This window comes from Kangiella sp. TOML190 (assembly GCF_023706045.1).
Taxonomy (GTDB): Bacteria; Pseudomonadota; Gammaproteobacteria; order Enterobacterales; family Kangiellaceae; genus Kangiella.
Window position 1 is genome coordinate 1,223,364 of sequence record NZ_BQYL01000001.1, and the last position, 14,572, is coordinate 1,237,935.

A 14,572-nucleotide genomic window follows, 5' to 3' on the forward strand; every position below is an offset into this window, starting at 1 on the left:
GGTTGCTAATTGTGGTTATTTTTTAGTTTCAGTTACTTGATCATGATTTTTTTTGAAAAACTTATCAAGTTTTTGTTGGGCTAATGTTAAATGCTCTTCTTTAATAGAACTGGTCACGGTTGAGAAGGCTAATGCCAAGGCACCTAAATCATCCATCCAACCCCCCGGCAAAATATCGGGTATTAAATCTACTGGCAGAATAAAATAGCCAAGCGCGCTTAAAATGATGCTTTTATGCTTTGCTGGAGTGTCCGGATCTTTCATGCAGTAATACATGATCAGGGACTTCTCCATGGCTTCTTTGCCAATTTTGATGGCAAATTGCTTTGTTTTCTGCCAAAAAGATTCATCGGAATAATGTTTTTTATAGTCTTGGTTGCTTATTTCAAAAGCATCAAGCTCTTTAGCTTTGTCATCTTTAGTCTTAGTGAGAACCGGCGGCTCAGAACTCATGGCTACTCCAAAAATTGTATCTCAATACTATGATGGGGCTTATCAAGATTAATTTCAAATGAATACAAGGTTGTGCTTTAAATATTGAGTATCGAGCAAGTGCAAAATGCCCCTGCTGCGAATTACGCATTAAGACTGATAAGGTCTATACACTTATTCTGCCCGAGTTTTTAATTGGTTTGATTGAGCCTGTAATTCAGTTCTTATTGGACTTCGGTTAAAAAGTTTTTTTGGTGCTCGAAGTTGGTTAAAGAGCGTGCTAACTTATGTTGCAACTCTTGGATCGAGTTAGAATTAGCCGCGTGTTTTTGCACCAAATTGTCAGCGCTATCGGTGTATTTGGCTAACACCTCCGTTAATCCTAAAAGTTGTTTATGGCTAAAGTGAATGTTCTTTTTCAGGATGATTCGTTTGCAATCGTCAATCAAATCATCCTTCTCAAAAGGAGCCGTAAAAAAAGCATTAATTTGTTGGCGATAAACCCACTCACGTAACGAAGTGCTGCCGCTATCGGAATAGATACAAATGTCGATGGTGTTTTGAACCGCTCGTTTGACTTTGCGCACAGTGGGATAGCCCAAGGCATTATTCAAAGCGATGATGATCATGCCGAGTTCCGATTTGTGTTGCTCCACAAATTCGAGCGCCTGCGAACCTGAGTTGAGATAGGTAATGTCACAGCCCGCAAGTTTTAATTCTTTCACCGTTTCTGCTAGGTATTTTTTATCATCGTCTAGCAAAAGTAATTTCTTCATAAATTACAGTATGTTACTTATAGGAATAGGCTATACTTTACCATCGAACGACTGGCTTGTCGGATTACTTTTTTGGAAATTTTGTAAATTGTGTTAAAAAATGTGAGGAAATACTTACTTGTGCTCTAAACCGTCAAAAATACTGACATTTGTCACCCTGTTATTGCTTACTTCTTGTGCAACTTTTAAACCCAGCAATGTCAATAATTTGTGTAGCGTATTAGCCGATGAGGACTGGTACGAGGCAGCAATTGATTCGCAAGATAAATGGGGAACACCGATCCATGTGCAACTGGCTATTATGCACCAAGAATCTAAATTTCAACACGATGCCCAGCCGCCTCGCAAATGGTATCTCGGCTTTATTCCTGGCCCGCGCCCATCGAATGCTTACGGCTATGCCCAAGCCTTAGAATCCACTTGGGATACATACATTAGGGCTACCGGTAATAGTGGCGCTGATCGCGATGATTTTGATGATGCTATCGATTTTATTGGCTGGTATACCGCCACCAGTCACCGCAAGCTTGGCATTTCCAAATGGGACGCCAGAGCCCAATACTTGGCCTATCACGAAGGTTGGGGTGGCTATAAACGTAAAACTTATAACAATAAAGCTTGGCTGCTTAAAGTCGCCGACAAGGTCAAAGCTCGCTCGTTAAGTTTTTCCAATCAATACAAGCAGTGTCGCCGTGAACTGGAATCCAACCGAGGATGGTTTTAACGGTTAAGACCTGCCGATTTTACTACCAGTTAAGGCGTTATTTTTATCAAGAATAGCCGCGCATTTCACCTTCTGATCGGTTAAAATGACGCCACTAAAATTTTACGCTTAACCAAATATTTTGAGGCTTTGCTATGTTGGGAAACACTACTCCACTAAAAGACTTTGATCCAGAATTGATGGCTTCGATGGAAGCTGAGCAACAACGGCAAGAAGAGCATATCGAGCTTATCGCTTCGGAAAATTACACCAGCATGCGGGTGATGCAGGCGCAAGGCTCGGTGTTAACCAACAAATACGCCGAAGGCTATCCTGATAAGCGCTATTACGGCGGTTGTGAATACGTGGATGTGGCGGAAAAATTAGCGATCGAACGTTTAAAAACATTGTTTGGTGCTGACTATGCCAATGTCCAGCCGCACTCCGGCTCGCAAGCCAATGCCGCGGTTTATATGGCCTTATTGAAGCCTGGTGATACGGTTTTGGGTATGAGCTTATCCGATGGCGGCCACCTAACTCACGGTTCAAAAGTCAATTTTTCAGGCAAGATCTATAATTCGGTTGAGTATGGCGTTGACGAAAATGGCTATATCGATATGGCCAATGTGGAAGCCTTGGCGCTTGAGCATAAGCCGAAAATGATTATTGCCGGCTTCTCTGCTTATTCCCGAGTGGTTGATTGGGCTAAGTTTCGTGAAATCGCCGATAAAGTTGGTGCCTATTTATTCGTCGATATGGCGCATGTGGCGGGTTTGATCGCAGCGGGCGAATACCCCAATCCAGTGCCTTATGCGGATGTGGTAACCTCGACCACTCATAAAACCTTAGCGGGTCCTCGTGGTGGTATTATTTTGGCCAAGGCCAATCCAGAGTTAGAGAAAAAATTAAACTCAGCGGTTTTCCCCGGTGGTCAGGGCGGCCCTTTGATGCACATCATCGCTGCCAAAGCAGTGGCTTTTAAAGAAGCGCTAAGCGATGAGTTTAAAGCTAGCCAAAAACAAGTCAAAGCCAATGCCAAAGCCATGACGGAGGTGTTAATGGAGCGAGGCTTTAAAATTGTTTCGGGCGGTACCGATAACCACTTGTTCTTGATTGACTTAATCGATAAGGATATTACCGGTAAAGATGCAGAAGCAGCCTTAGGCGCAGCCAATATTACGGTTAATAAAAATACGGTGCCGAATGAACCGCGCTCACCTTTTGTCACTTCCGGTTTGCGCATGGGTACCCCTGCGGTGACCACACGCGGTTTTAAAGAAGCCGAAGTAACTGAGTTGGCTGGCTGGATTTGTGATATTTTAGATGACATTGAAAATCAAGACACGATTGAAACGGTGAAAACGAAAGTCTTGCAATTAACGGCGCGTTTTCCAGTTTACAAAGCGTAAGGCTTGTTTTCGGAAGCGATGGTTTTAAGGAGCGACTATGCACTGCCCATTCTGTTCAAATAACGACACCAAGGTGATTGATTCGCGCCTGGTAGCCGATGGTTCGCAGGTGCGTCGCCGTCGCGAGTGTTTGTCTTGTGGCGAGCGCTATACTACCTTTGAAACTGCAGAGTTGGTGATGCCTAAAGTGGTTAAATCTGATGGCACTCGCGAACCCTTTAATGAAGATAAGCTGCGTGCTGGCTTAACCAAAGCCGTAGAAAAACGCCCAGTCAGTGTCGAGGCACTAGAGGCGGCGATTAATAAAATCTTGTCTTTTTTGCGCGCCACTGGCGAGCGAGAGGTGGACTCGAACGTAGTCGGCGAGCAGGTAATGGCGGCGCTAAAAGGTTTAGATAAGGTCGCTTATGTGCGCTTTGCTTCGGTTTATCGAGATTTTAAAGACGTACAAGCTTTCCGCGAAGAAATCGACAAATTGGAAAGCGATAAATAAAAGGGAGGATGATATGTATAAAATAATATTATTAGTTTTAATGATTTCTTTTTCGATGTTAGTTGAAGGAGGAACTGCTCAGGGTAAAGTGAAGCGGATTTACCCTACTGGAGATGACGGAAAAATTTTTTTCAACTTACATGATGATTCTTGTAAGTCTGGTAGCAAATACTATTACTTTAATACTGATAATCAAACCGGGAAAAACTGGTATGCGCTATTATTATCTATGTCTGCACAGAAACAAGAAGTGATAGTTAATTATCAAGGCGATTGTGACCCTAATATCAGTCAGCCTATTCGCTATATTTATGTATCACTACCAAAATAACAGAAAGCCATAATTTTCAAGTGAACATTACTTCGCAAGATGCGCTTTATATGGCGCGCGCCATCAAACTAGCTGAAAAAGGTTGGTTTACCACTCGCGCTAATCCGCGAGTGGGCTGCGTGATAGCCAAAGATTCTGAAGTTCTAGCAGAAGGTTGGCATCAAAAAGCGGGCTTAAATCATGCGGAAGTTAATGCTATCAGCAATGCAAGCAACAGCGCTCAGCAGGACTTAAGTGGCACGACTGCTTATGTCACGCTGGAGCCTTGCTGCCATTTTGGTAAAAGACCGCCTTGCGCTTTAGCATTAGTTCAAGCGGGTATCACTCGAGTAGTGTGCGCGATGCAAGATCCTAATCCTTTGGTGTCTGGTCAGGGGATTGAGCTATTACAAAAAGCCGGAGTCGAGGTTGAGGTCGGTTTGCTGGAAGCAGCTGCACAGCAACTAAATGTAGGCTTTGTCAAGCGCATGATCCATGGGTTGCCTAAAGTCACCATTAAGATGGCCACCAGTCTCGATGGAAAAATTGCCATGGCCTCAGGTGAAAGTCAGTGGATCACTGGTCAAGCGGCGAGAGCTGATGTGCAGCGATTGCGCGCAGAATCTTGTGCAATCATTACCGGCTCTGCTAGCGTGATTGCGGATAACCCATCGATGAATGTGCGCGATCCAGAGTTTTTAAGTAATGAGTACTTTGCGCAGCCGTTACGAGTGGTGATTGACTCGCAAGGTTTGGTGGATGCTGATGCTAAAATTTTTCAGCTAGAAGGCGAAGCTTGGCTGGCGACTACACAATGGCAAAATAAAGAATATCCTGCCGGCGTCAACCAAGAAGTTTTTGAGCCGACTGCCGATGGCAAAGTAGATTTATACGAGTTGTTATTGCGTCTAGCGGATAAGGGTATCAACCAAGTTTTGGTCGAGGCAGGTTCTGGTTTGGCTGCTGCTTTTATCAAGCAGCAACTGGCAGATGAACTGGTGGTGTATATGGCACCAAAGTTGATGGGGGCGACAGCGCAATCCATGCTGAACTTGCCTTTTACTCAAATGGCCCAATCTATAGCCTTGCAATTAGAGGATACTCGTGTGATTGGCGAAGATTTGAAACTGACCTATAACCTAGTAAAAAAACGGTAGTGAAGAACTAGATGTTTACAGGAATTATTGAAGCCACCGGCCGCATTGTCGCCATAGAGCCGAAAGCGATCGATGACGATAAAGGCGATGCTATTTACCAATTCAATACGGGTAAATTGGGCTTGTCAGATGTGCAGCTGGGCGACAGTATTGCTTGTAATGGTGTTTGCTTAACCGTTATTGAAAAGCTTGAGGATGGTTTTAAGGCGGACGCGTCAGTGGAAACCATTCGCGTAACCCGCTTTAAAGATTATCAAGTTGGACAGCCGGTGAATTTTGAAAAAGCAATGTTACCAACCACTCGATTTGGCGGCCATATGGTTTCCGGTCATGTGGATGCGATTGGTGAAGTGGCTAGCATCCAAGACGCCGCTCGCTCCATCCAATATCATATAAAGGCGCCGCAAGAAGTTTTGAAATTTATTGCCATTAAAGGCTCGATAACCGTGGATGGGATCAGTTTGACAGTAAACGATTTAGTGGCGGATGGTTTTTATTTGAATTTAGTGCCGCATACCTTGCAGGAAACTATTGCTGATTCTTATCAAGCAGGCACTCAAGTCAATTTGGAAATCGACTTGGTGGCGCGTTATTTAGAGCGGCTAATGACCGCAGAAAAGCAAGCCGAAAATTAGGCTGAATGTTAGGCTAAAGTATGAAGTTAAATAGCATTGAAGACATAATTGAAGATATCCGTCAGGGCAAAATGGTGGTTTTGATGGACGATGAAGATCGCGAAAATGAAGGCGATCTGGTGATGGCTGCTTCGCAAGTGCGTCCTGAAGACATTAATTTTATGGTCAGCCACGCTCGTGGTTTGGTCTGTATGCCGATGACCGAGGCACGCTGTGAGCAATTGAATTTGCCTTTGATGTCGAATCAAAATGGCGCCAAATTTAGCACCAACTTTACCGTTTCCATCGAAGCCGCCGAAGGTGTCACTACCGGTATTTCTGCTGCAGATAGAGCGCGTACTATTTTGGCCGCTGTAGCTAAAGATGCAAAACCGGCGGATATAGTGCAACCAGGACATATTTTTCCAATTATGGCGCAGCCTGGCGGGGTGTTAAATCGAGCAGGGCATACCGAAGCCAGTTGCGATTTGGCACGTTTAGCCGGTTTTGAGCCAGCCGCGGTGATTGTGGAAATTTTAAATGAAGATGGCACCATGGCGCGCCGTCCTGATCTGGAAGTATTTGCTCAAAAGCATGATTTAAAAATTGGCACTATTGCTGACTTGATTGAATACCGCTCAACTAAGGAAAAGTCGGTAGCAAAAGTCTCAGAATGCCATTGGCCGACCGAGCATGGCGATTTTCGGTTACATACTTACCAAGATTCAATTGACCAACAAATTCACTTCGCCTTGGTCAAAGGCCAGCCGCAGCAAAAAGATTCAGCGTTAGTGCGGGTGCATTTGGCTAACAGTTTAGGTGATTTGCTTGAAGCGCAGCGTGGCAATAAATCCAGTTGGACTTTAGCTAATGCGATTGAGCGAATTGCAGCAGAAGGCGAGGGCGTGGTGGTGGTGCTTGCCAACAAAGAATCTAACGAAGAATTGTTGCAGAAAATTCGCAAATTCGAGCAAGAAGATAAAGGGCAAGATTTAACACAAGGGCAGCAGCGGCAGAAAAAAAGAACCGTTGGCATTGGCTCGCAAATTTTGGCGGACTTAGGTGTGCATAAAATGCGCTTGTTGAGTTTCGGTTCGAAATATACGGGGCTTGCCGGATACGGCCTAGAGATTATCGAAAATATTTCTGAATAAGCCAGCAATAATATTAGTAGGATAAATAGGATGAGTAACTTTAAACTCGACTTTTCAGCAACCCAGTACCAAGGCGGTCGAATTGCCATAGTGCACGCTCGCTTTAATGAACCATTGATCGAAATGATGATTGAGGGGGCGCGGGAAAAACTCTCGGAATTATCAGTGCCCAATGATGCCTTAGAAACTTTTAATGTGGCTGGTGCTTATGAATTACCCTTTGCTGCGCAACAGGCAGCGAAAAGTGGTAACTTCGATGCAATTATTGCGATTGGCGTGGTCATAAAAGGCGATACGCCGCATTTTGATTTTGTCTCGGCTGAGTCGAGTGCAGGTTTGATGCGGGTTTCTCTTGATGAGCAGATCCCGATTATTTTTGGTATCTTAACCACCAATACTGAAGCGCAAGCTGAAGAAAGAGCTAACCCAGCCAAAATGAATAAGGGTGGCGAAGCAGCGGCGACAGCAGTGGAAATGATTAATTTAAAACAAGTTTTACACAGTTAGAGGTTCCCAGCATGAGTTTTAAACCGGCAGCAAGACGCAAAGCGCGCGAGTACGCAGTGCAGGCCATTTATCAATGGCAAATGACGGGCAATCCTCTTAATGAGATTGAAGCGCAATATTTAACTACTATGAACAGTAAAAAAGTGGATACGGAATATTTCCAAGAATTGTTTATGGGAGTTTTAACGGATCTGGATACGGTGGATCAAAAACTAGAGCCTGCTTTAGAGCGCGATATCGAAGATATTGATCCGATTGAGCGTGCGATTGTCCGCTTGTCGGCTTTTGAGCTTAAAAACCGCATCGATATTCCGAAAAAAGTCGTGATTAACGAAGGGATCGAGCTTGCCAAAACCTTTGGCGCCACCGATGGTCATAAATTCGTGAATGGCGTTTTGGATAAAATCAGTAAAGATTTACGTCCTCACGAATAATAGTTTGCTAAATCATGACTGAGTTTGAGGTTATCCAAAAATTTTTTAACTTTGAACAAAAGTTATCAAAATCCATTATCCAGTCGATTGGCGATGACTGTGCAGTATTGGATATCCCTAACAATCGTCAACTGGTCACTTCTACCGATACCCTAGTCTCTGGAGTGCATTTTTTTGCCGATGCTAGTCCGCAACAGATTGCTTATAAAGCTTTAGCCGCTAATGTTAGCGACTTGCTGGCGATGGGCGCTAAACCGCTGGCCTTCACTTTAGCCATGAGTTTGCCTGAAATAGATCCTGATTGGCTTAAAGCCTTTAGCCAAGAGTTGCAAGCCCAAGCTAAGCACTACCGGATTAATCTCATAGGTGGCGATACCACTCGCGGTGCCTTAAGCATTACTATCAGCGTCTTGGGTTTGGTCAAAAAGGGCCGTGCTGTAAGCCGTAGCCAAGCTCAAATAGCGGATGATATTTGGGTAACGGGCAATCTAGGAGCTGCGAGAGCGGCATTAAAACTGCATAAAAAAGCTCAACTTAATGCTGATGAACAGCAGCTTTGGTTGGCGTTAACCCGACCACAACTTGCGGCTAGCTTTGCGAGAAAGTTGGCCAAGTTTGCTACTGCCGCTATCGACGTATCCGATGGGTTGCTTGCAGATTTAGGCCATATTTTAGTACAAAGTAAAGTGGGCGCCTCGATTGATGTTGAGGCTTTACCTTTGTCAGAAAGTCTTATTAATCATCTAAGTTTGGAAGCGGCGCGGCAGTCGGCTTTGGCTGGCGGTGACGACTACCAGTTATGCTTTACAGCCAATAAAAAGCACCGAGCAAAAATTCTAACCCAAACTCAGAAAACACAAACTCAAGTTACTCGAGTTGGCATTATTTGTGCACAAGGCTTAAATGTCTTGCTTAACGGTGAGCCCTATCCGATTACCGAAAATTCGTGGCAACACTTTAATCGGGATGCTTAAGCCATGTCTTTTAACAAAACCATATTAACCGATCCGGTTCACTTGCTTGCCTTTGGCTTTGGTAGCGGACTATTACCAAAAGCGCCAGGAACTTGGGGAACTTTAGTCGCCATTCCTATCTGGTTGGGCTTAAGCTTTTTAAGCCTGCAACATTACCTGCTGGTAACTCTAGCCTTGACGGTTTTTGGCATTTGGTTGTGCGGCGCCAGTTCAAAAAAGCTTGGCGTTCACGATCATGGCGGCATTGTCTGGGATGAAATCTGCGGCTACTTGGTCACCATGATAGCGCTACCTTTAACTTGGTATTGGGCTTTGGCAGGGTTCGCGCTCTTTCGATTCTTTGATATTATCAAACCTTGGCCGATTAAATGGCTGGATAAAAAAGTCCATGGCGGTTTTGGGATAATGATTGACGATCTGATTGCTGCTGTCTTTGCCGCAATTATTTTGCAAGTCTTTTATCGATTTATTGGATAGCAGCAATAATTTGAGCTTTAGTTAAACCCACGCGCTTAAGCAAGTCTTTGGTATCGCCATGTTCAATAAAGCGATCCGGTAATCCAAAATTTTGAATGCTTGTGTGAATGTTATTGGCGAGCAAAAATTCATTAACCGCACTTCCCGCGCCGCCCATTACGGCGTTTTCTTCAAGCGTAATTAATTGTTCATGAGCCGCGGCAAGCTGTTGGATCAAAGCTTCATCTAGTGGTTTTACAAAGCGCATATCGGCTACTGTCGCGTCAATTTCTTCTGCAACTTCAAGCGCTAATTTAAGCATGGAGCCAAAGGCCAAGATTGCCACCTTGTCGCCACTTCTTTTGATCTCACCCCGACCAATTTCAAACGGGGTAAAGGCCTTTTCGGGTTCAACTCCAGTACCCATTCCGCGCGGATAACGCACCGCAGCAGGTCCTTGATAGGTATAGCCGGTGTAAAGGCATTGACGACATTCGTTTTCATCAGAAGGTGTCATAATCACCATATTAGGGATACAACGAAGATAGCTAATATCGAAAGCGCCATTATGAGTAGCCCCGTCGCCACCGACTAAACCGGCTCGATCAATGGCAAATAATACGTCCAGATTTTGCAATGCTACATCGTGGATGAGCTGATCATAGCCGCGCTGTAAGAAAGTCGAATAGATGGCACAAACGGGTTTTAGTCCTTCGCAGGCCAGTCCGGCTGAAACGGTCACTGCGTGTTGCTCGGCAATCCCCACATCATAGTAGCGCTCTGGAAACTCTTTTGAAAAACGAATCATATCCGAGCCTTCACGCATTGCTGGAGTGATCCCAACTAGGCGTTCATCTTGCGCCGCCATATCGCATAAAAAATCGCCGAAAACGTTGGAATAGGTTTTAGGCTTTTTGCCTTTGGGTAGGTTGGAGTCTTTTGGATCGAAAATCGGTACTCCATGATAAGCGATGGGATCATTTTCCGCCGGTTCATAGCCTTTACCTTTGCGCGTGACTATGTGCAAAAACTGGGGGCCATCAAGCTGCTTAATGGTTTCTAAAGTCGATAGCAGGGTAGGCAAGTCATGACCGTCAATGGGGCCGCTGTAATGAAAACCAAGCTCTTCAAATAAGGTGCCAGGTAAAAGCATTCCTTTCATATGCTCTTCGGCGCGGCCGACAAAATCCGATAGGGGTTTCATGCCATGTAGGGCTTTTTTGCCAGTCTCGCGAACCCTTTGATAAAAGCGTCCAGCCAATAATTTAGCTAGGTATTTATTCAAGCCACCCACGTTTTCCGAGATCGACATTTCATTGTCATTTAAGATCACCAATACGTTAGCGTCAGTATCAGCAGCGTGGTTCATGGCTTCAAACGCCATACCGCCGGTTAAAGCGCCGTCACCAATCACCGCAATACAATGGCGATCAATTCCTTGCTGTTTGGCGGCGAGCGCCATGCCCAGCGCGGCGCTGATTGAGGTGCTGGAATGACCAACTGCAAAGGTATCGTATTCCGATTCGGTGCGCACTGGAAAAGGGTGCAAACCATCCGTTTGGCGAATGGTAGCAAGCTGTTCACGACGACCCGTTAGCACCTTGTGCGGATAGGCTTGGTGGCCAACATCCCAAACGATGCGATCCTCGGGAGTATCAAAAATATAGTGCAGCGCTACGGTGAGCTCCACCGTGCCAAGTCCAGCGGCAAAGTGGCCGCCACAAGAGCTGATAGTATCGATTAGGTATTGGCGTAGCTCGTCGGCAAGCGGTAGCAACTGATCCTTGTCCAATTCTCGTAACTCGATTGGAGAGTCAATATTCTGCAAAATAGGATAAGTTGATTCGCTCATGGTCGCTGTCGGAAAGCTTAAAATCTGTTAATGGCGCCGTTGGGTAATAAATTGCGCCAATTGTGCCAAGGTGGCGGTATTGTACGGCAACTTTTCTAAGGCGTGTAGCGCCAATTGCAATAAATCGTCCAATTTTTGCTTGGAACCTTTCAGTCCCAGCAACGCCGGATAGGTATTTTTGGCTTTTTCTTGATCCGAACCTTGCGGCTTGCCCAAAGTTTCGGTATCCGATTCAATGTCCAAAATATCGTCTTGCACCTGAAAAGCTAAACCTATTGCCTCGGCATAATCGCTTAGTAATTGATGTTCGCTTGGCGCAATTTTGCCAGCGCACATAGCACCCAATAAAACGCTGGCTTTAATCAAAGCACCGGTTTTCATGCGGTGCATATTTTCTAGCGTTTCAAGACTAATGGCTTGGTTGGTCGAGGCGAGATCGATCGCTTGCCCGCCGCCCATGCCCAGCGAGCCACTGGCTTTTGCTAATAGACTTAGCATGGCTAGCTGTTGCGGCTCAGCTTTTTCACTAAAATTGGCTGAGGACAACTCTTCGAAGGCCTGAGTGTGCAGCGCATCACCCGCTAAAATTGCGGTGGCTTGATCGAATTGGATGTGACAAGTGGGCTTGCCACGGCGTAAATCATCATCATCCATGGCTGGCAAATCATCATGTACTAATGAGTAGCAGTGAATCAGCTCTACTGCTAAAGCGGCTGAGTCTAAATCTTTAACGCTGGCGCCAAAAGCTTGTCCGGTTAAATAGACTAGAATAGGACGAATACGTTTACCGCCATTAAGAGCCGCATAGCGCATCGCGCGGTGCAAGCTTTGCGGTTCTAGATCGGCTGCAGGCAATTGTGAATTGAGCTGATTGGCGATGTGTTTTTGCCACAATGCTATCTCTTGCGATAGGCTTGAGACGATTGGTTGTGATGAAGGAATGGCGTTTTGCATGGATAATTATTCTTCAGATTCGAATAACTCTTCTTTGCCATTCATAAGAATCGTTACTTTCTGTTCCGCTGCCGCCAAATGTTGCTGACACTGGCGAGATAGTTTAACGCCTTTTTCGAAAACTTTTAGTGCTTCGTCGAGCGGCAAATCGCCATCTTCAAGTTGATCCACTATGGCTTCTAACTGCTCGAGTTGTTGTTCAAAATTCGGTTTTTTAGTGTTGGCCAAAATAGCTGCCTACGGGTGCATGAATAAACCACTATTGTCGCTTATTCGGTCAACAATTAAAAGTCGGCGGCGACTGCTTTGCCAATTTTCAGCGAATTGGTTAGGATAGGTTTATGAAGCAAGGAATGGAATAAAAGGTTGCTAATAGCCTCATTTATAAGCAATTTTATAGGCAAAACTTTCAGAAATGGCTAAACATTACAAGATTATTCAAACCCCTGATAGTGCTCAGTTACAGTTAAGTGGTGACTGGTCAATTTCTGAGGGGGTAGATGATTTTGCTAACATTATGCCGCAACTGAGTAAAAGTCATCAGTCGCAGATTGAGGTTAGTGGCGATGAACTTAAAACTTGGGATTCGAGTCTGTTGAGTTTTTTGTTGCAGCTGCAAGCTTTTAGCGAAAAAAATAAGCAACATTTAACCTTCAAAAATATGCCGTCTGGCGTTTCAGAATTAATTGATCTTGCTGCTAGTGTTCCAGAGCGGCAAGGCGCTAGCCGCGTCACTCAACAAAAACCCTTACTGAACTATATTGGCGACAATGTCTTGACGGATTGGAGCGAGTTTAAAGGCTTTCTAAGTTTTCTGGGCGAAAGCATCAAAAGTTTAGGTCGGTTTGTTGCAGGCAAAGCGCAGTATCGAAAACAAGATTTTCTGGAAATCCTAACGGATACAGGCCCTTCGGCACTGCCAATCATCACCTTAATCAGCGTTTTAGTGGGGATCATCTTAGCTTTTGTAGGGGCAGTGCAACTACAGCAGTTTGGAGCTGAAATTTATACCGCTAATTTGGTGGCGGTGGCTATGGTGCGTGAAATGGGCTGCATGATGGTGGGTATTATTATGGCTGGACGCACTGGAGCCGCTTTTGCTGCCCGAATTGGTACTATGCAGGTCAATGAAGAGATCGATGCTCTCAAGACTCTGGGGATTTCGCCTATGGACTTTTTAGTGCTGCCGCGGATGTTGGGTTTGGTCTTGATGATGCCGCTGTTATGTTTGTATGCGGATATTCTGGGGATCTTAGGCGGCGCGTTGATCAGTGTTGCAGGACTGGGTTTTAGTTTTATGGAGTATTGGAATCAAACCTTAATTTCAATCAATATGACGGACATTAATATTGGCCTTTTTAAATCCTTTATTTTTGGTTTGGTGATTGCCATTACCGGCTGTATGAATGGGATCCGTTCAGGCCGTTCCGCTTCTGCGGTGGGTGATTCGACTACTGCGGCGGTGGTGGCAGGAATTGTATTTATTGTAGTCATTGACGGTTTATTCGCCATCGTGACTAGCGTGTTAGGGATTTAGGTTTGTTGTCGGCAATTCAAGTTAAAGATCTAACCATGGCTTATGGCGATTTTGTCGTGCAGAAAGATCTCACTTTCGACATTAATCGAGGAGACATCTTTATTATTATGGGTGGCAGCGGTTGCGGTAAAAGCACCTTGTTGCGTCATCTGATTGGTCTTAAAGAGCCCGCTACAGGACAAGTGCTCTATCCGCCTAAGCAGCATGAGCAGGGTAAAACCATTGATTTCTGGCAGTCAGAGCTTGAAGTACAACGCGCACTCATGCGAAATTTTGGTGTACTCTATCAAAGTGGGGCGCTTTGGAGTTCGATGACCTTAGCGGAAAATATTGCTTTGCCGTTAGCTGAGTATACTGAGTTGAGCGACGCTGAAATTCGCGATTTGGCTTCTTTAAAACTCGCTTTGGTTGGGCTAAAGGGCTTTGAAGATTATTACCCTTCGGAAATCAGTGGCGGTATGAAAAAACGCGCTGGTTTGGCCCGGGCTTTAGCGCTTGATCCGGATTTATTGTTTTTTGATGAGCCTTCGGCTGGGCTTGATCCGGTCAGTGCTCGTTTGTTGGATGACTTAATTTTGCAACTTCGAGACAACCTTGGGGCGACCGTTGTGGTGGTCACGCATGAGTTGGCTAGTTTGTTTGCCATTGGCAACAACTCAGTGTTTTTGGATGCAGAGGCTAAAACCATGATCGCCACGGGAAATCCCAATGAATTGTTGCGGCATAGCGATAACCAAAAGGTGATAACCTTTTTAACTCGCGGTGAGCAAGGGGAATGATTGTGGATATGAGACGAGAGAGACTATAGAC

General features: G+C 45.0%; 18 protein-coding genes. 13 read left to right on the forward strand and 5 right to left on the reverse strand.

The annotated features are described in order from the left end of the window. Positions 1 to 15: 15 nt before the first annotated feature. Both NFS34_RS05975 and NFS34_RS05980 read right to left on the reverse strand, forming a co-directional pair. Complete coding sequence (locus NFS34_RS05975) at positions 16 to 453, reverse strand: YkvA family protein (protein WP_251359028.1); 438 nt, start codon at positions 451 to 453, stop codon at positions 16 to 18. A gap of 203 nt (positions 454 to 656) precedes the next feature. Further along, positions 657 to 1,208 carry a response regulator gene (locus NFS34_RS05980; protein ID WP_251359029.1) on the reverse strand — a complete coding sequence of 184 codons (552 nt, stop codon included), beginning with the start codon at positions 1,206 to 1,208 and terminating at the stop codon, positions 657 to 659. A 118-nt stretch (positions 1,209 to 1,326) separates the two neighbouring features. Between NFS34_RS05980 and NFS34_RS05985 the strand changes: the two genes are divergently transcribed. From NFS34_RS05985 to NFS34_RS06035, 11 genes are all read left to right on the forward strand, one after another. Continuing rightward, on the forward strand, positions 1,327 to 1,932 hold the full coding sequence (locus tag NFS34_RS05985) for a transglycosylase SLT domain-containing protein (protein ID WP_285834449.1): 606 nt from the start codon (positions 1,327 to 1,329) through the stop codon (positions 1,930 to 1,932). A gap of 134 nt (positions 1,933 to 2,066) precedes the next feature. Beyond that, a complete protein-coding gene (glyA, locus tag NFS34_RS05990; protein ID WP_251359030.1) occupies positions 2,067 to 3,320 on the forward strand; it encodes a serine hydroxymethyltransferase in 1,254 nt (417 codons plus the stop codon). A gap of 37 nt (positions 3,321 to 3,357) precedes the next feature. Beyond that, positions 3,358 to 3,813, forward strand: a complete 456-nt coding sequence (gene nrdR / locus NFS34_RS05995; RefSeq protein ID WP_251359031.1) for a transcriptional regulator NrdR — start codon at positions 3,358 to 3,360, stop codon at positions 3,811 to 3,813. 13 nt (positions 3,814 to 3,826) lie between these two features. Beyond that, positions 3,827 to 4,144 carry a hypothetical protein gene (locus tag NFS34_RS06000; protein WP_251359032.1) on the forward strand — a complete coding sequence of 106 codons (318 nt, stop codon included), beginning with the start codon at positions 3,827 to 3,829 and terminating at the stop codon, positions 4,142 to 4,144. A 20-nt stretch (positions 4,145 to 4,164) separates the two neighbouring features. Further along, on the forward strand, positions 4,165 to 5,280 hold the full coding sequence (gene ribD / locus NFS34_RS06005) for a bifunctional diaminohydroxyphosphoribosylaminopyrimidine deaminase/5-amino-6-(5-phosphoribosylamino)uracil reductase RibD (RefSeq protein ID WP_251359033.1): 1,116 nt from the start codon (positions 4,165 to 4,167) through the stop codon (positions 5,278 to 5,280). A gap of 11 nt (positions 5,281 to 5,291) precedes the next feature. Continuing rightward, positions 5,292 to 5,915, forward strand: a complete 624-nt coding sequence (locus tag NFS34_RS06010; RefSeq protein WP_251359034.1) for a riboflavin synthase — start codon at positions 5,292 to 5,294, stop codon at positions 5,913 to 5,915. Between the two features lie 20 nt (positions 5,916 to 5,935). Then, positions 5,936 to 7,048 (forward strand): bifunctional 3,4-dihydroxy-2-butanone-4-phosphate synthase/GTP cyclohydrolase II, encoded by a 1,113-nt coding sequence (gene ribBA, locus NFS34_RS06015; protein ID WP_251359035.1) that lies wholly within the window; start codon positions 5,936 to 5,938, stop codon positions 7,046 to 7,048. Between the two features lie 30 nt (positions 7,049 to 7,078). Then, positions 7,079 to 7,555: a 6,7-dimethyl-8-ribityllumazine synthase gene (ribH, locus tag NFS34_RS06020; protein ID WP_251359036.1), complete on the forward strand. Its 477-nt coding sequence runs from the start codon at positions 7,079 to 7,081 to the stop codon at positions 7,553 to 7,555. Positions 7,556 to 7,566: 11 nt separating this feature from the next. Continuing rightward, positions 7,567 to 7,989 (forward strand): transcription antitermination factor NusB, encoded by a 423-nt coding sequence (gene nusB, locus NFS34_RS06025; RefSeq protein WP_251359037.1) that lies wholly within the window; start codon positions 7,567 to 7,569, stop codon positions 7,987 to 7,989. Positions 7,990 to 8,003: 14 nt separating this feature from the next. Further along, positions 8,004 to 8,963, forward strand: a complete 960-nt coding sequence (gene thiL / locus NFS34_RS06030) for a thiamine-phosphate kinase (RefSeq protein ID WP_251359038.1) — start codon at positions 8,004 to 8,006, stop codon at positions 8,961 to 8,963. A 3-nt stretch (positions 8,964 to 8,966) separates the two neighbouring features. Further along, entirely contained in the window at positions 8,967 to 9,440 is a 474-nt protein-coding gene (locus NFS34_RS06035) for a phosphatidylglycerophosphatase A (protein WP_251359039.1), read from the forward strand. On the opposite strand, the gene dxs is transcribed toward NFS34_RS06035, so the two are convergent. From dxs to xseB, 3 genes are read right to left on the reverse strand one after another with little or no spacing between them, the layout of a single operon-like run. Next, positions 9,430 to 11,271 carry a 1-deoxy-D-xylulose-5-phosphate synthase gene (dxs, locus tag NFS34_RS06040; protein ID WP_251359040.1) on the reverse strand — a complete coding sequence of 614 codons (1,842 nt, stop codon included), beginning with the start codon at positions 11,269 to 11,271 and terminating at the stop codon, positions 9,430 to 9,432. The genes NFS34_RS06035 and dxs overlap by 11 nt on opposite strands. Before the next feature lie 27 nt (positions 11,272 to 11,298). After that, a complete protein-coding gene (gene ispA / locus NFS34_RS06045) occupies positions 11,299 to 12,225 on the reverse strand; it encodes a (2E,6E)-farnesyl diphosphate synthase (protein ID WP_251359041.1) in 927 nt (308 codons plus the stop codon). A gap of 6 nt (positions 12,226 to 12,231) precedes the next feature. Further along, positions 12,232 to 12,453, reverse strand: coding sequence for an exodeoxyribonuclease VII small subunit (gene xseB / locus NFS34_RS06050; RefSeq protein WP_251359042.1), 222 nt, complete (start codon positions 12,451 to 12,453; stop codon positions 12,232 to 12,234). Between the two features lie 187 nt (positions 12,454 to 12,640). Between xseB and NFS34_RS06055 the strand changes: the two genes are divergently transcribed. Both NFS34_RS06055 and NFS34_RS06060 read left to right on the forward strand, forming a co-directional pair. Then, positions 12,641 to 13,762, forward strand: coding sequence for an ABC transporter permease (locus NFS34_RS06055; RefSeq protein ID WP_251359043.1), 1,122 nt, complete (start codon positions 12,641 to 12,643; stop codon positions 13,760 to 13,762). Between the two features lie 35 nt (positions 13,763 to 13,797). After that, on the forward strand, positions 13,798 to 14,541 hold the full coding sequence (locus tag NFS34_RS06060) for an ABC transporter ATP-binding protein (RefSeq protein WP_376707969.1): 744 nt from the start codon (positions 13,798 to 13,800) through the stop codon (positions 14,539 to 14,541). The last annotated feature ends 31 nt before the right edge of the window (positions 14,542 to 14,572 follow it).

What these genes read in the sequence shown, in the direction of transcription:
- ribH (WP_251359036.1), top strand. Translation starts at nt 7,079, where the DNA reads ATGAGTAACTTTAAACTCGACTTTTCAGCAACCCAGTACCAAGGCGGT.
- NFS34_RS05975 (WP_251359028.1), bottom strand. Translation starts at nt 453, where the DNA reads ATGAGTTCTGAGCCGCCGGTTCTCACTAAGACTAAAGATGACAAAGCT.
- nrdR (WP_251359031.1), top strand. Translation starts at nt 3,358, where the DNA reads ATGCACTGCCCATTCTGTTCAAATAACGACACCAAGGTGATTGATTCG.
- NFS34_RS06010 (WP_251359034.1), top strand. Translation starts at nt 5,292, where the DNA reads ATGTTTACAGGAATTATTGAAGCCACCGGCCGCATTGTCGCCATAGAG.
- thiL (WP_251359038.1), top strand. Translation starts at nt 8,004, where the DNA reads ATGACTGAGTTTGAGGTTATCCAAAAATTTTTTAACTTTGAACAAAAG.
- NFS34_RS06060 (WP_376707969.1), top strand. Translation starts at nt 13,798, where the DNA reads ATGGCTTATGGCGATTTTGTCGTGCAGAAAGATCTCACTTTCGACATT.
- ispA (WP_251359041.1), bottom strand. Translation starts at nt 12,225, where the DNA reads ATGCAAAACGCCATTCCTTCATCACAACCAATCGTCTCAAGCCTATCG.
- NFS34_RS06000 (WP_251359032.1), top strand. Translation starts at nt 3,827, where the DNA reads ATGTATAAAATAATATTATTAGTTTTAATGATTTCTTTTTCGATGTTA.
- dxs (WP_251359040.1), bottom strand. Translation starts at nt 11,271, where the DNA reads ATGAGCGAATCAACTTATCCTATTTTGCAGAATATTGACTCTCCAATC.
- NFS34_RS06035 (WP_251359039.1), top strand. Translation starts at nt 8,967, where the DNA reads ATGTCTTTTAACAAAACCATATTAACCGATCCGGTTCACTTGCTTGCC.
- NFS34_RS06055 (WP_251359043.1), top strand. Translation starts at nt 12,641, where the DNA reads ATGGCTAAACATTACAAGATTATTCAAACCCCTGATAGTGCTCAGTTA.
- nusB (WP_251359037.1), top strand. Translation starts at nt 7,567, where the DNA reads ATGAGTTTTAAACCGGCAGCAAGACGCAAAGCGCGCGAGTACGCAGTG.
- glyA (WP_251359030.1), top strand. Translation starts at nt 2,067, where the DNA reads ATGTTGGGAAACACTACTCCACTAAAAGACTTTGATCCAGAATTGATG.
- NFS34_RS05980 (WP_251359029.1), bottom strand. Translation starts at nt 1,208, where the DNA reads ATGAAGAAATTACTTTTGCTAGACGATGATAAAAAATACCTAGCAGAA.
- ribBA (WP_251359035.1), top strand. Translation starts at nt 5,936, where the DNA reads ATGAAGTTAAATAGCATTGAAGACATAATTGAAGATATCCGTCAGGGC.